The 13,136-nt window shown below is 57.5% G+C and carries 15 protein-coding genes and 1 pseudogene; 9 read left to right on the top strand and 7 right to left on the bottom strand.

Annotated elements, in window-relative coordinates; translation table 11 throughout:
* Window positions 1-26 precede the first annotated feature (26 nt).
* Window positions 27-620 (bottom strand): ParB-like protein, encoded by a 594-nt coding sequence (locus AB3X95_RS32235; protein WP_368623412.1) that lies wholly within the window; start codon window positions 618-620, stop codon window positions 27-29.
* A gap of 253 nt (window positions 621-873) precedes the next feature.
* Window positions 874-1,761, bottom strand: coding sequence for a manganese catalase family protein (locus AB3X95_RS32230; protein WP_368623411.1), 888 nt, complete (start codon window positions 1,759-1,761; stop codon window positions 874-876).
* A 584-nt stretch (window positions 1,762-2,345) separates the two neighbouring features.
* On the opposite strand from AB3X95_RS32230, the gene AB3X95_RS32225 reads away from it, so the two are divergent.
* The 5 genes from AB3X95_RS32225 (at window position 2,346) to AB3X95_RS32205 (ending at window position 5,215) form a co-directional block, all read left to right on the top strand.
* Window positions 2,346-2,840: a ferritin-like domain-containing protein gene (locus AB3X95_RS32225; protein WP_368623410.1), complete on the top strand. Its 495-nt coding sequence runs from the start codon at window positions 2,346-2,348 to the stop codon at window positions 2,838-2,840.
* A gap of 301 nt (window positions 2,841-3,141) precedes the next feature.
* On the top strand, window positions 3,142-3,423 hold the full coding sequence (locus AB3X95_RS32220; protein WP_368623409.1) for a YqjD family protein: 282 nt from the start codon (window positions 3,142-3,144) through the stop codon (window positions 3,421-3,423).
* A 27-nt stretch (window positions 3,424-3,450) separates the two neighbouring features.
* Window positions 3,451-3,726 (top strand): GlsB/YeaQ/YmgE family stress response membrane protein, encoded by a 276-nt coding sequence (locus AB3X95_RS32215; RefSeq protein WP_368623408.1) that lies wholly within the window; start codon window positions 3,451-3,453, stop codon window positions 3,724-3,726.
* A gap of 64 nt (window positions 3,727-3,790) precedes the next feature.
* Window positions 3,791-3,958: a DUF2934 domain-containing protein gene (locus AB3X95_RS32210; RefSeq protein ID WP_368623407.1), complete on the top strand. Its 168-nt coding sequence runs from the start codon at window positions 3,791-3,793 to the stop codon at window positions 3,956-3,958.
* 576 nt (window positions 3,959-4,534) lie between these two features.
* Window positions 4,535-5,215, top strand: coding sequence for a ParB-like protein (locus AB3X95_RS32205; RefSeq protein WP_368623406.1), 681 nt, complete (start codon window positions 4,535-4,537; stop codon window positions 5,213-5,215).
* Window positions 5,216-5,523: 308 nt separating this feature from the next.
* Here AB3X95_RS32205 and AB3X95_RS32200 read toward each other — a convergent pair whose 3' ends face one another.
* Together AB3X95_RS32200 and AB3X95_RS32195 are read right to left on the bottom strand one after the other, a co-directional pair.
* The gene (locus AB3X95_RS32200) at window positions 5,524-6,357 is read right to left on the bottom strand and encodes a CHAD domain-containing protein (protein ID WP_368623405.1); all 834 of its coding nucleotides are present in this window, start codon (window positions 6,355-6,357) and stop codon (window positions 5,524-5,526) included.
* A gap of 117 nt (window positions 6,358-6,474) precedes the next feature.
* Window positions 6,475-6,744 (bottom strand): hypothetical protein, encoded by a 270-nt coding sequence (locus tag AB3X95_RS32195; protein WP_368623404.1) that lies wholly within the window; start codon window positions 6,742-6,744, stop codon window positions 6,475-6,477.
* Between the two features lie 1,089 nt (window positions 6,745-7,833).
* On the opposite strand from AB3X95_RS32195, the gene AB3X95_RS32190 reads away from it, so the two are divergent.
* On the top strand, window positions 7,834-8,052 hold the full coding sequence (locus AB3X95_RS32190; RefSeq protein WP_368623403.1) for a hypothetical protein: 219 nt from the start codon (window positions 7,834-7,836) through the stop codon (window positions 8,050-8,052).
* Window positions 8,053-8,250: 198 nt separating this feature from the next.
* Here the strand turns inward: AB3X95_RS32190 and AB3X95_RS32185 are convergent, their stop codons facing one another.
* On the bottom strand, window positions 8,251-10,077 hold the full coding sequence (locus AB3X95_RS32185) for a phospholipase D-like domain-containing protein (protein ID WP_368623402.1): 1,827 nt from the start codon (window positions 10,075-10,077) through the stop codon (window positions 8,251-8,253).
* Between the two features lie 327 nt (window positions 10,078-10,404).
* Between AB3X95_RS32185 and AB3X95_RS32180 the strand changes: the two genes are divergently transcribed.
* Together AB3X95_RS32180 and AB3X95_RS32175 are read left to right on the top strand one after the other, a co-directional pair.
* Window positions 10,405-10,848 (top strand): hypothetical protein, encoded by a 444-nt coding sequence (locus AB3X95_RS32180; RefSeq protein ID WP_368623401.1) that lies wholly within the window; start codon window positions 10,405-10,407, stop codon window positions 10,846-10,848.
* 804 nt (window positions 10,849-11,652) lie between these two features.
* Window positions 11,653-12,087, top strand: a complete 435-nt coding sequence (locus AB3X95_RS32175) for a hypothetical protein (protein ID WP_368623400.1) — start codon at window positions 11,653-11,655, stop codon at window positions 12,085-12,087.
* 166 nt (window positions 12,088-12,253) lie between these two features.
* On the opposite strand, the gene AB3X95_RS32170 is transcribed toward AB3X95_RS32175, so the two are convergent.
* Together AB3X95_RS32170 and AB3X95_RS32165 are read right to left on the bottom strand one after the other, a co-directional pair.
* Window positions 12,254-12,469 (bottom strand): hypothetical protein, encoded by a 216-nt coding sequence (locus AB3X95_RS32170; protein WP_368623399.1) that lies wholly within the window; start codon window positions 12,467-12,469, stop codon window positions 12,254-12,256.
* Between the two features lie 26 nt (window positions 12,470-12,495).
* Window positions 12,496-12,705, bottom strand: coding sequence for a hypothetical protein (locus AB3X95_RS32165; protein WP_368623398.1), 210 nt, complete (start codon window positions 12,703-12,705; stop codon window positions 12,496-12,498).
* Window positions 12,706-12,843: 138 nt separating this feature from the next.
* Between AB3X95_RS32165 and AB3X95_RS32160 the strand changes: the two are divergent.
* Window positions 12,844-13,014 (top strand): annotated as a pseudogene (locus AB3X95_RS32160) (recombinase RecA); the annotation flags it as partial.
* Between the last annotated feature and the right edge of the window lie 122 nt (window positions 13,015-13,136).

The following is a 13,136-nucleotide window of genomic DNA, read 5'->3' as shown; positions in this document are numbered from 1 at the left end:
GGCACACAGCCGAACCCTTAACGCTGTCAGTTTGATGGCCCCAGATAGCCGGGGAGGCCCGCGGCCTTTTCGCTCCGGGCCAGTTTGATAGCCTTCTTCACCAGGGCGGCAAATTCCTCGTCGCTATCTGGGCGGGGAAAATTGGAGCGAAAGAAATCGGCCCATCTGAATTCTTCCAGGGGAACATCCGTTTTCCGATAGCCTTTCGCGTCACGGACCGAGGCCGCCAGGCTTCGAAACTCATCATCTGCGAGTTCCCATACGTGCTGTGGCATTTCGGCAAATGCCATTCGTTGGCCCTGTGGGTCATACGGATAGGTCCAGCGGTTGTTTTCCATGGTTAGCCAGAAATCTGGTTGCGAAAGCGAGGATAAGTCCTTAACCAGAACAACAGGAACCGACGCAATATCAATCCGCCGTAGGGCTGTCGCCACGTGATGGTGGTCAATCGCAAACGCGGCGCCTCCGGGCCCGAGCACGACGGGAATCGGTTTTTCTGCGATGGCCATTTCCAGTTCATGGCGCGCGAGCGACGCGTACTGCTCCGCTTTGCTTCGGACTTCACGCATGCCATGCGTCATTTGCGTCGGGCGCAGTTGGTAGATTTTCACCGTCTTCATGTTAGCTCCCAGTTTTCAGCCTATCGCTGCGGCCTTCTTCCATTGATTTTCACGGCTGCCTTATTACCAAGCCAACAAGCTCCTGGCAACCCGTTTTCGTCTGTAGCGCAAGCCACGGACGCAAGTATCATTGAGCTTTAACTTCCCAGGTCTTGCGACCCGTTGCCGACTTGCCGGCGGACTCGACAGTGCACCCGAATGCCGAGATTTTGTCGCGCGTTCCTATGCCTACCAAGCCGCCGCCGCAGTCACGCTATTCTTTAGGGGCTGCAAGTTCCTGTCCGGCCCCGAGGTCCGCCCCCGTCGTCGGGTCGGACTTTGTGTCCGAAGCCGTCCGTCGAGCCATCGCGGTCAGCACCTTGATTTCAGCGCCCGAGATGTTCACCGTAGCGAGCCCATCCCCGCCGTCGACCGCAGGCTCGGGAGCGTCCACGTATTCCCAACCCGGGCCTTTGTTCCAGGGGCCCCTTGGCGAATCATCGCCTTGCGACATGTTGTAGTAGACATTCGTATATTCCGGCCTTCCAGGCAGCTTGCCTTGCGGGAAGTTAGGCTGAATCGAGTGCAGCGCTTTCTCGAAGGACTTCTGGTGAGCAATCTCGCGCGTCATCAGGAATCCGAGCGCTTCAGAGATACCGGGGTCGTCCGTCACGTTCATCAGGCGTTCATAGACAATCTTTGCGCGGGCTTCCGCAGCGATGTTGGAGCGCAAGTCAGCCGTTGGCTCGCCGATGGTGTCGATATACGCCGCGCTCCAGGGCACACCGGCAGAATTGGTGAGAGCGGGGCCGCCCCCATAGAGGAGCGCAGTCGTGTGAGAGTCGTTTCCGCCACCGGTGAGTGAACGATAGAGCTCCGCCTCAGCCTCAACAGCTTCGGCCAGTTGCCCCTTCGCCCCTTTGTTCAGCATCGCGACGATGGAGCCGATGATTTCCAGATGACTTAATTCTTCCGTAGCGATGTCAAACAGCAAATCCTTGCGCCCAGGGTCGTCTTCGCCGACTGCCTGCGTGAAATATCTGCAGGCAGCAGCAAGTTCTCCCTGGGAGCCACCAAACTGTTCCAGTAACAGATTGGCGAGGCCCGGATTTGGCGCTGCAACGCGGACTGTGTACTGAAGCCGTTTATTGTGAACGAACATGTCACTTCTCCATAGAAATCCCGGCACGGCGGACTCCCAGTGGCGGGTCGAACCGTCACAAATGGAAGCCGTACTCGAGCTGTTTCGGTAGTCCGGACAGCGGCACGTTGCATTCGTCCATGCCGCACCCTTCAGGGCGCCCGGGTCTCAGAGCGAGGGGTGCTCTGGCGGATGTGCAACCTCGCGCTGCACGTCGGGAAAGGCACTACGGTTGCGGCTGCGCATGGAGCATTCCTGAGCTTGTGGATGGCTCCATCGGCCTCCGGTCTTTGACCTGCATCCCGGTAGCGTTCGCACATGATGCGATTTCGCCGCTCTCGTCTCAGGGAACAAGCATCGCTATCTCCCTTCCCGGAAGCGAGCTGTACTGCGCCCCGCGCCGCGACTGTTGCGCCGCTAGTCCATGAGGTTTGCCTCCGTTGCCATAGGTGCCCCGGTGTCCTAGGCGCCAAAACTCCGAGCGCGAGCCTTCTGATAGACGAACGGGAATTTCGTGGGTCGGCACAGGCATGGTGGTTGCGGAGCACCCCATTGCACCGCACTCGCCGACAGTGTCGGTACGAAAATCAACCGATGGAGTAGCTATGACTACGAAGACGCTGAAGGATTTGTTCATTCATTCGTTATCCGACATTTACAGTGCCGAAAAGCAGATGACGAAATCACTTCCCAAAATGGCGCGGGCCGCGACCAATCCAGGCCTTAAGTCAGCCTTCGAGACGCACCTGGGAGAAACACAAGGCCAGATTGAACGAATTGACCAGGTCGTCGAGGCCACCGGAATCAGGCTCAAGCGGGTCAAGTGCGTTGCGATGGAGGGGCTCGTCGAGGAAGGTCAGGAGCAAATCGACGAAATTGAAAAGGGACCCGTCCTGGACACCGCACTTATCGCCGCAGCTCAGAAGGTGGAGCACTACGAAATCGCAGCGTACGGCTCGCTGATAGCGCTGGCCAAGCAGCTTGGTGAAACTGCTGCTGTCGAACTTCTTGGCGAAACGTTGAAGGAAGAAAAGGCAACGGACGACAAACTCTCTCTGCTTGCTGAAGAGAAGGTGGCGGCAGAAGCTCTTGGGAAGTAGGCCTCCGACGTTTGCCAGCGGCGCGGGCGCCGCTGGCCCTGCACGTCGGAGACCGGGTTGCTCGAGGTGACATGGATGCCTTCTGCCGACGGCCGCGTGCCTCGCGGAGCGATAGCCGAGACCCAGCTTTCACGACGCGTGCGACTGGAGCACAGGCGCGTCGTTACCGGTCCGCCAGTGTGTCGCAACACTGTAGGTCGACTTGACCGCAGCCCATTACGATGCTTCGCCGCGCTGTTTTTTGGGAAGGCACATCGCTTGCGAAGCCTTAAGCCGCCTAGCCAACACAATGGAGGTTCAGATGGACGATTCTCATCAACTCACCAACCCGGGCTCCGCCGGTCTATCTCAACCGGGCAATAGCTCGACAGCGAAGTCGGACGGCAACAGACAGGACCGAGCAAACGGTGCCCAGGTTCTGTCCGACCTTAAGGACACGATTGCCGGTGCACAGGAGGTAGTCAAGACGAAATACCGTGTCATCTCGGAATCGACCGACGATTACGTCCATGAGGCGCCGTGGAAAGCGGTCGCGATGGCACTCATCGGCGGACTTATCATCGGAATGCTCGCTCGCCGCTAAAACGGATTTAGCTGAAGGAGAACAAACATGGACCCTGTCTCGCATGGAATCATTTTCTGGCTAATTATTGGCGGCATTGCTGGCGCTTTGGCCGGTCGTATTGTCGACGGCGGCGGCTTCGGCATCCTTGTCGACATCATCGTGGGGATTGTCGGCGCGTTTCTCGGCGGCTGGCTTGGCGGCGTTCTCGGCTTGCACATGGGTAGCGGAATCGTTGGTTCGCTGATAACGGCCCTTGTCGGCGCCATCATCCTGCTCGCTGTCCTGCGCCTGCTCAGCCGCGGTCGCGCGCGTTCACTCTAACGCTGGCACCTGTTGGCTCTTGGCCGCAGCGTTCTGACTACTTCATTTTTTGCTGGGGATTGAGATGGATGTGCCAGTTACCGAAGAGCAGATTCGTACGCTCGCATTCTTTCTTTGGGAGAAGGACGGATGTCCTGACGGGCGTTCTGAAGAATACTGGGAGAAGGCGCGGCAGCAGCTCGTCGCGGACAACCCGACGGTAAAGCAGAACGCAGACACGGGACCGACCTGAGTAACAATCCTGTCGATGGTTCAGCGCGAGTGTTCAGCGGCTCAGTACCGCTGAAGAGAGGCGCCGACAAGAGTGTTAGCTGTACTCCTCTTCCCAAATCTAGGCTTTCATGACCACCGACGCTGTCAGGCGCTGCTGAAGCGTCCTGCTCGATGAATGTGTCCGACAAAAAGAAAAGCCCGCCAAATTTGGCGGGCTAAATCCATATCGGTCGAGACATGAAGTAGACCGCCTCAGTATAAACCCTAGCAAAGGGTTTGCAAGACTTATATGCCCTAGCACCGCCGGCCGCCGCTTGCTCGTTTTCAGGCCAACGCCGTCGGCCCTCTCCGGCTAGCGCGCTGCGCGATATGAACCGACGCGCCGTTGTGATTGCCGGCCGACTAGGCGGGAAGTCATCCGGCTCGCCTCCCGTAGATACTCCCGTCTGGAAGACGGCCCGCTTGGCCCGTCGGCAAGGTCCAACCGGCCTCGCTGACGAATTGATAAGGTCGCGCCTCGTGGCGCGCCGCTTGCGCCTGATACCGGTGGGCGAGTCCTGCCCTGGTTCGTCGCACCCAGTTTGCAGAGGCAAGCATGCACCGGGTTACAGAAGCAGCACGAGAAATTCCGCGGGATGACGACAATCCGCCAAGCTGGGCGCGTTGGGAAACCGTGCGGCCGACACAAGGAGCAGTCGGCTACGTTCAGGTACTGGCGAAGTCCGAAAGTTTCAGGGCGCTAGGCACCGAAGAAAAGCGCGTGTTTCTGCGAGACGAAGCAGTAAAAGTGGTGCATGGTCCATCGGACTATTTCCACGTAATTGACCATCATCATTGGGCTCGCGCATGGTTCGATATGGGCCTTCCTGAAGCGCCCATCGATGTCGTCGAAGACCTCAGCGGACTAGCTGACGAGGATTTCCTGCGCACAATGTCAGAACGAGGGCGCTTTCACACGTTCAACGAGCATGGTCATCGGATTCCCTTATCCGAGCTTCCAAAAACCATAGGTGAGTTACCGGACGACGTATATCAGAGTCTGGCTGCCTTTGTACGAACGGCAGGCGTTTTCGAGAATCCGGGCGAGTTTAATGCGAAGTTCGCCTGGGCGGATTTTTTCAGACAGCACGTCGCCCTACGTAAGTACACCATCGACGGTTTCGCTCTCATGCTTGCTGAAGCGTTCGCTTGTTCCCAGCGGCCGGAAGCGACGAAATTGCCAGGTTTCATCTACAACAGGGGTAATCGCGACCATGACAAAACGATTCAGAATTGAAGTTGTGAGCAAGGACACAAGGCTCATTGACCATGCCACCGACGTGACTTATACGGTCATGTCGACCATCGGTCCCAACGGGGTGAACATTGACGTGTTTGAGACCCTCGACGAAGGCCTCGCGAACGGGTGGGCATCCATCCTCGACGGTCACGACAAGCCCTATGTCGCGCAGGTGCTTGACGAAAATGGGGCTCTAGCCGAGCGATGTGTGCGACAACCGAGTTGGAGGCAGCATTAACAGTCGAATTGTGCGCGCACCTTCTACCAAGCCAAAGTCGCGCCCCTCGAATTGTCCGGGCATCCGCTCACAGTAATTTCGCCGCGGCTTTGGCCCGCCGCTTCTGTTCTTTCTTAAGCACTCGCAGTGCGTGTGCCATGGCCGTCTGGTCAGGCGTCGGCGCCGCATCGTTCTGCAAAAGTTGGCGGCTCGCTACAACGTCGTTTAACGCGCCAAGTCGCTTCTGCAGTATTTTCAGTTTTTTGACGCCTTTGCGTTCCTTTTTGGTGAGAAGCGGCTCGAAGAATTCGAGTAAATAGCGAACCTTCTTCCCTGCTTTGCGCACTTCATGAAACGCCGCATAATCTGAACGGGGCGACGCAGCAGCGTGTTTCATTCGCTTATTCAACTGCTTTTCCGCTGCCGCAACCCGTTTCCAAGCAAACTTATGCATGGAGGTGCGGGTTCCCGCCGTACCAAGTTCCCGGTTCGCCTCTCTCAATGCGTCCTGGAGAACTTGCTTTACGTGAGCATGCGACAGCGTTGTTCTGCTCGTTTCTGAGGCTTTTTCCCTGTTTGGGCGAAGCGCCCGTGCGAGCTGAGGTTGTTTCAGCTCGTCCAACAAGTCGATGAGAATGTCCCAATTACGGGTGTCACCCGCCGCGTTCGCCAGAAATTTATAGACTGCTCGCTGTTGGTTATCGAAGTCTTCGTTCAAAAGCGGTCGATATGCCCACAGCAGCGTGCGCAACCTCCGCAACGCTACCCGCAACTTGTGCAGCACCTCCGCATCTTTGTTGGTGTCAAGCGTGGAGGCCTCTGAAATCGCTTCATGGATGAGCGGTTCAGCATAGGTGCCAAATTCGTTTTCTGCTGTGGCTTCCCTAGGGTTTCCACTTTCCTGCCGTTCGTCGTTTCGCATGGCGGCTCACCCCGTGTCGATAGAAGCCAGGTCGAGCAAGGAGCGTTCCGAGCAACTGTAGCGCGGATAACCCGGAGTCGTTGGAAGTCAACTCACGGCATCCTTGGATTCCTGGATTCAGTCGAAGTCGGCCGCTTCAAGCACAACCCGTGCGCTAACGCCCGCCAATGCCTTCGCCGCAACCGCCTTCATGATTTTGTGTCGGTTCAACGCAAATGCCAACAGCACCTGTTCGCGCTCCTGCGTACGGGCTCCCAGTTTCTCGCAAGCAGCTTCATATGAGAGGGCAAACGACCAATAACCGTCTCCTACCCGGTACGCAGAGAAAAGAACCCCGTCGACCCGCGAAAATGTCGGCGCCGTGAAAGAGAAGGTGTTCGTTGTCATGGCTTTGCAAAGATGAGTGAAAGCATCTGTGGCTCAGATAAAGGGCGAGACCGCCGCCCACAAAGTCAGGCTCATCGTCGGCCCTGAGCGTACAAAGCGTAACGCTCGCGAACCGTCGTTGAACGAGAGACACTCGATTTCAACACCTCCTGCGCCTTCATCTGCGCATTCTTTCCATTCGGCTCGAGTAATCGTAGGGCTCAGTCCTCCCTCCCGAAGTACCTGTAGCGGCAAAGCCGTCGCGTCGGGATTTTCTTCCGATGACTGCCAGCGGTTCATTAACATTATTGCAAGTTCGGCGTCGTGCGTCATAGGGGGCGCTCGCAGGAAAAGGCGGGACGCATTCATGGCAGCAAGTTTTGTGCGTCGCAACATGAGGCCGTGATGACGCGCACGTACAGGAAGAATTAGGCAAACCTGGCTGACGTGCTGGGGTTGGTGACCTCGGTGACCTCGGCCGTCTTCCCTCGCGCGTGTCGCTGTGCGGCATTCGGGCCGCCACGAGCGAAGCCCGAGTTCGTAGCCATCTCTCGGCCACGAGTGCTAGATAGCTCTCTGTGGACGAAGTGGGCCCCGCAATCCTTCTGGTTTGCGGTGCTTCGACTTCAGCTGCGACTCATCGCCGAGTGAGCCGCTAGCGGCGAGAAAGCTTAAGCATGTCGACGAGACGCGGCCGAGGGTTGCGGCTGCGCGCCGCGGCCAACCGCTCCGAATCGCAGTTCGCCAAGTGCGCCGCTCCATGCAATCACCCAGCGACTCGCTGCGACCCGCTCTTGCTGGTCATTCGCTTGACCGAGCCTGCACATTGCTCGCTGCATGCGGGACATGATGTACGCTCGTCGATGCTGAACCCAGTCTGCTCGCATGTCCATTGCAATCGCCTTTCAGAGTTAGCGCGGCTCCTGGCCGGGCCGCTACTCAATTCCAAATTATCCGATGGCGCGACGAATCTCAAGCTCGCGCGACAAGCTGACGCTGATAGCGGGCCCCGCATGCAATATCAACCTAGGTTAGGTCCGCACGCGTGGGATTTGACCGTCACGAGTGTCTCGGCTATCGTCAAGCCCCTATCCGAGCGAGGTGACAAACGTGTTTGCAGCAGAGTACGAGGCAACCCATCCCGTGAGCGTTGACCTCGATGGTCATCGCCATCAAGGGACGTATCGAGTGATGTCCGGAACCGTGATTGTTTATTTCGATGGCGACATAAAGTTCGCATCGCTTGGAAAGGACCGCCCCGAAGTCGTCGCGCGATGGCTGTTGACAGACCTGTGCCGAAAACACAGAAAGGACCGCAGCAACACCTGAAGATTAAAGCCCGCAGTCGCGGGCTCAATCCGATACCTGGCGGGCGCAAAGAGAACCGTGCTGAGTGCATACCTCGTCATGATTTGCCGCGACATGAATCATGCAGTCCGACGAGAATAAATATTCCATTCAAAGCAAACCCGGCAGGTTATTTGTAAGTTCTCCATGGCCCATTTTGGCCGGATGCTCTCCCCCGCACTATCGAGCGCCGCTCGCTGCCGAAAGCCAAAACATCAGTTCGGCATCAGGCTGCTTCCCGCTGGCAGTCGGAAAATACTTGTCCTGCCATTTGTCGGTCGGGTCAAGCCCCTGCCAGCTGTCCTTTGTTCCATACTGAGACAGCAGGTAACGCCAGCGATAGTGGTCGTACACGTCAAGGACATGGACCGTGTACGCCTGCGCAAGACTCATGTTGCCCCTGATGATGAGGAGGTTCTCATCGTTGGTGAACGACGCCTTGTAGCCAAGGTTATGGCTGCCGACAATCACCGTGCAGTTTTCCGGGTCGAACGGGTCAATCACGACAATTTTATCGTGGATGACGGCATGCCCGGCGCTGAGCAACTCCTTCTCCCACATGCCGAAGGTGTCGTCAACGCCAGACGCCGGAATAACCTGCGCCGGGTCGTCAGGCTTCTGCCCGTTGTCGTGAAGGTCGATAACGAAATTCCCAGCCCGTTCGGCATTCGTTAGCGCTCCACGAATGAACAGACTCCGATTGCCCTTCTGTGCCGTGGACAGTGCCATGGCCGCCGCATCGACAATGCTCGGCTTGCCCGGGTCAAAGCACAGGAACAGGACGGCATGCTGAGCAGCAGCGATGAGGTTGTCAATGTCCTCCATGTCAACAGGCGCCTTCTCGATTGTCTTGGGCTTACTCTTTTGCCGTGTGTTGGGGGAAAACCAGACCTTCGCGTCGGTGGCGCCGGGCACCTTGACCGACACGGATGTTTGATTGGCAGTTCGGAAGTCCTGTCCTTGCAGAGCGTGAGCATCGCCATTCGCCGCGTCGGTGTCTGCCTTGAGGCGGTCCCAGTAGTCTGAGTACGCTTGAGCGACAGTGGGCGAGTGGACAATCAGGCTGTTGTTGGTTTGTGCGCAAAGACCAGTGGGGGTCCAGTTGGTCGAGCCCGTCAGGACTGCCGCAGGATTGTTCTCGGCGTCGAGGTACAGCACGAACTTGTTGTGACCGATGTGATTGCCGTCGGGCAACATGCGGTCGAGGATGTCTACGCCGGAGTGGTGCAGAGCGTCTCGAGCCGGCTTGTTCTCCTTGTCCGGGTTGCCGCTCGCGCTGTCAAAGGTGTTCGACAAAATCAGGTGGAGCCGTTTGTTGCCGACGAGATACGACTCAAGACCATTGTCACTCAACTCGTAGAGTGCCGCGTAGCAGTTGCCGTGTTCTTTGTTGGCTTTGAGAAGTAGTGCCGGCAGCGCTGTTGTGAGGTCGCTTGCCAACGACTGACGAAGCGGGCTCTTAGGGTCGGCGATTTGCTTGAGCAGCACACCCGCATCAGGGGCACCCGTGCGCTTGCTAATCGGCACCTCGTGCGTCAGCGCCTGAGTCGCGAGAATGCCTCTATTGAAAAGGGCCTGCAGGTCGGCTTCGGAACCGTCGGGGCCATGGTTCGCGGACAACGATACGGGATTCGAGTACAGCGGACGAACATTCGGATAGGGAATCAGGCTGCGCTGGCCACTGTTGTCGACCGAAAACTTGAGCGGGATGACCTGGTAAATGTACGGACCGTGGGACGTTAGCTGCTTTACCGTCAGGTCTTTCCAGAAAAGTTTTTGGATGGGGGCATCCGCGGTGGTTTGTCCGCTCTTGCCGGTGTTTGTGCCGCCGGCAAATCGAGCCATCGCGGGGAGGGACTGACCTTGCCTCTCGGTGCTTGCAACGTTTGCAGCGTTCGCGGGAATTCGCCGGACATCGCAGCCCACGCAGTCGTCAAGTTTGTGCGCGAATGTCCAGGCTATCAGAACGACATCGTTGTTTGAAAACGCGATGCATTTTGTCTCCATGTCTCCCTCCATTTGGGTGTTCGACACCGTGGATGCCGCCGATTGCTGGGCGACCAAGGAAGGTTAAATGGCGTAACGCGACAATTTTGCGACGGGAAGTGAGCTAACCGACATTGCCCGCAACAACGTCCTAAGTCGCGATGAATCGAAGAAATCTATCGAGACGGTTGAATCCGTTATCGACTGCCACGTATCGCGAAGCTGGCGACGCCGCGCGACGTGTGTCTCGGGCGCGAGGGCAAGTCGGGGTGACATCGCAAGTGCAGCCTGGTGGCCGCCCATAAACGATATATACTGTTTATATTGTTTATCCATCTGGAGACGGTCATGGGTGCACCCAGCACGAAGAAGCCAGCAAAGAAAGCCCTTCGCGTTCCGAAAGATGCCGACGGCCAAGCGAAGCCCGATGAGAAGCAGGCGAATGAAGAAGACGCTTCCACGGCCGCAAGTGTCAAACCGGCTTCGGCGAAGTCCTCCAAACAGAAGGGTGCGAAACCCGTCGAAGCTGAAGCCCCGAGTCGGGCTGTGGATGTGAAAGCAAAGCGCGCGAAGAAAGACAAGGTGGTGCGTGACAGCTTCACAATGCCGAAGTCGGACTACGAAAAGATTGCGGCACTGAAACAGAAGTGCCTCGACGCGGGCGTCTCGGTGAAAAAAAGTGAGCTTCTTCGCGCGGGTCTGCTTTTGCTGGACTCAGCACCGACGAAGCGCCTGGTTGCCGCGATTTCGGCCGTCGAAACCGTCAAGACTGGCCGGCCGGCAAAGTCCTAGTTGTACCGCACTGCAGGTGGCCTGTATGGGAATTCGCGCGAACTCTTTGTAGACCGCGTAGCCTTCGGGTGCCCTCGACGGTCGACAATCAGGCGTCGAACCTGCGTGTTGCAGTAACGACCGGTCCAGCCGTTATGCGCGAAAGTTATCGAGGTGACCATTAAGCCTAGTTCGCGGCTTGCGCTGCGAACAGTCAAAGCTGACGGCAGAAACCCAACTTTTTTCACGTGTTGGCGTCGACCCATTCCCGAGCCCACGAGATGGCGGCCGTCATCGCTTCTTCTTCCGTGTGAAAAAACTCGAGTACACCGCTGGCCCCAACCAGTCGTCCAGCACGAAGCACCAGTTTTACTGGCGGCAAAAAGCCCGCCCTCGTGGGTTGAGTACCTAGAGCGCGTATCCCTTGTAAGTCTCTGCCTCCATCGCGTTCGTCAGGGAAATCGCAGCGGCAGAGCTGAGAGCAATGGTATTGCCGTTCCTTTCTGAAGTGCTCTGTACCGATAGAGATGCGCGATTGACATGCAACGCACGGGCGCGGCCCGTGCAAAGACCCGCACGACGTGGGAGCGGTGCAGGCTGAGCGCTTTATGCTCTGACGGCCTCTCAGATTCAAGCTGAGCTGGCGGCAACAGATTATGCTGTTGACGCCCCCCGTTTGAACTACAAGGCCGAAACAAAAGCGTGATGGTAAAGCGATGAACTGTAGGCATCGTGCTACCGCTCGCACGCTGCGTCACCTATATTTCAAACGGGCCCGGCCACCGACAACAACGGTGTCGCAAGCTCATTGCGGAGGTACGCATCATGGAAACATGGCTAGACAACTACTTCGACAATCCTCGACAGATTGGCATGAGACTGTCAGCAATGACAGCGACGTTCGGACATGAACTGGACGAGCCGCAGTTCCTCTTCTACCTCCAGGCAAACATGATTTATCACTCTCGGCAAGCACGCCGAGGGCCACCTTGGATACTACTGGCGCCGCGCTATGCGACTCAAAGCATTCAGTGGGAAAAGAAGATTGACCTTGTGAACGGTGGATTCGAATTGACGAACCTCATTCAGCGCGTTGAAATTGTCCAAAACTTTGGTGGCGGTTATCTCGTTAAGGTAGGCATCCAAGGCAGCCCTCGGGTGTTTGTGCCCAATTTTACGACGGACATGCGATTTTCTGGACTCGACGAGGGCGCGTGGCATTACGACGTGGTCATCAGCGAACCGTTCACGGAGCCTTGAATTGATTGCGTCGAGGCAGATACTGTAGCGACAAATCCTCGACCATCTTTGACCACGTCAGAGCCCTTTGGCACGTATCGCGACGACGCTGCCGACGAGCAGAATTTTCCGGCATCTCAGCGCTTATCGTCGGCTCGTCGGCTGAACAGCCTTCAATCGCGCGTCGCTATCGGTGGCTTTCAATCCAGGCGCGCGCCCATGCCAGTCCAGCTTCTTCCGCGTCCTGCGCGGCGTCAAACAGACCAATGACGCCCGAGGCTTCGACGAACTTCTTGTCGCGCGTAATTGTGCCGCTCGCAGCGTATCGCGAGGTGGGACGAACTTCCCCCTCTTCTATCGCATGTCCCCAAAGCGAGTATCCGCAAAAAACATCGGCTTGCATCACTTCCCCCTGCAGATAGCATCGACTTATTGCTGAAAGCGCGCGACGTCAATTCCGGCCGTCTTCAAAGCTGCGTCAATCGCCTCGAGCTCCTGGCCGAAGTCCAGCGCCCATTCCTCGCCCTCGCATCGCACAGTGATGCCGTTGTGCATCGAAATGAGATTGCGCGCTTTATACAGCGCATCCACAAGCCTCGATTCTCGGTGGGCCACCCGGACCCAATCATCCGCTCTCATGCTGCACCTCCATGGGAAACCCTGCGCCCCGCGACCCGCCGCAGGCCCAGGGGCTTGGCTGCCAAGGTCAAGAAACGACGGTTCACATTCAACGTCTTCACCTGTAAAATACTGTACATCCATACAGTATTTTTCGCAATGACCACTGACACGCCGTCTCTCGAAGCGATACACCCGTCCCTGTGGCGGGCGTCCCAGCTTGCGCATGGACGAGGCAGGATAGTTCAGACGGGGTACCCGGCCTTGTCCGCAGAACTACCGGGCGGCGGATGGCCCGTGGGTGCGCTGGTGGACCTGTTGGTACAGCGTAAGCGGTCAATTAACGACGCCCATCAGAGTTGTTGAACAGGGCAATAGACTTACCGCAGTTCGGCGGGCATGCACCAGGGAAGAAGCGCGGCGTAGTCGTCGACGGTCTGCGCGAGCGGTAG

The organism is Paraburkholderia sp. BR13444, from assembly GCF_040948755.1.
Taxonomy (GTDB): Bacteria; Pseudomonadota; Gammaproteobacteria; order Burkholderiales; family Burkholderiaceae; genus Paraburkholderia; species Paraburkholderia youngii.
The sequence above is the reverse complement of the archived record's forward strand: the minus strand, read 5'-3'. Positions and strand labels throughout refer to the sequence as shown.

Excerpts from the sequence above, each read along its gene's own strand:
- AB3X95_RS32235 (WP_368623412.1), bottom strand. The coding sequence starts at position 620 with ATGAAGACGGTGAAAATCTACCAACTGCGCCCGACGCAAATGACGCAT.
- AB3X95_RS32230 (WP_368623411.1), bottom strand. The coding sequence starts at position 1,761 with ATGTTCGTTCACAATAAACGGCTTCAGTACACAGTCCGCGTTGCAGCG.
- AB3X95_RS32225 (WP_368623410.1), top strand. The coding sequence starts at position 2,346 with ATGACTACGAAGACGCTGAAGGATTTGTTCATTCATTCGTTATCCGAC.
- AB3X95_RS32220 (WP_368623409.1), top strand. The coding sequence starts at position 3,142 with ATGGACGATTCTCATCAACTCACCAACCCGGGCTCCGCCGGTCTATCT.
- AB3X95_RS32215 (WP_368623408.1), top strand. The coding sequence starts at position 3,451 with ATGGACCCTGTCTCGCATGGAATCATTTTCTGGCTAATTATTGGCGGC.
- AB3X95_RS32210 (WP_368623407.1), top strand. The coding sequence starts at position 3,791 with ATGGATGTGCCAGTTACCGAAGAGCAGATTCGTACGCTCGCATTCTTT.
- AB3X95_RS32205 (WP_368623406.1), top strand. The coding sequence starts at position 4,535 with ATGCACCGGGTTACAGAAGCAGCACGAGAAATTCCGCGGGATGACGAC.
- AB3X95_RS32200 (WP_368623405.1), bottom strand. The coding sequence starts at position 6,357 with ATGCGAAACGACGAACGGCAGGAAAGTGGAAACCCTAGGGAAGCCACA.
- AB3X95_RS32195 (WP_368623404.1), bottom strand. The coding sequence starts at position 6,744 with ATGACAACGAACACCTTCTCTTTCACGGCGCCGACATTTTCGCGGGTC.
- AB3X95_RS32185 (WP_368623402.1), bottom strand. The coding sequence starts at position 10,077 with ATGGAGACAAAATGCATCGCGTTTTCAAACAACGATGTCGTTCTGATA.
- AB3X95_RS32180 (WP_368623401.1), top strand. The coding sequence starts at position 10,405 with ATGGGTGCACCCAGCACGAAGAAGCCAGCAAAGAAAGCCCTTCGCGTT.
- AB3X95_RS32175 (WP_368623400.1), top strand. The coding sequence starts at position 11,653 with ATGGAAACATGGCTAGACAACTACTTCGACAATCCTCGACAGATTGGC.
- AB3X95_RS32170 (WP_368623399.1), bottom strand. The coding sequence starts at position 12,469 with ATGCAAGCCGATGTTTTTTGCGGATACTCGCTTTGGGGACATGCGATA.
- AB3X95_RS32165 (WP_368623398.1), bottom strand. The coding sequence starts at position 12,705 with ATGAGAGCGGATGATTGGGTCCGGGTGGCCCACCGAGAATCGAGGCTT.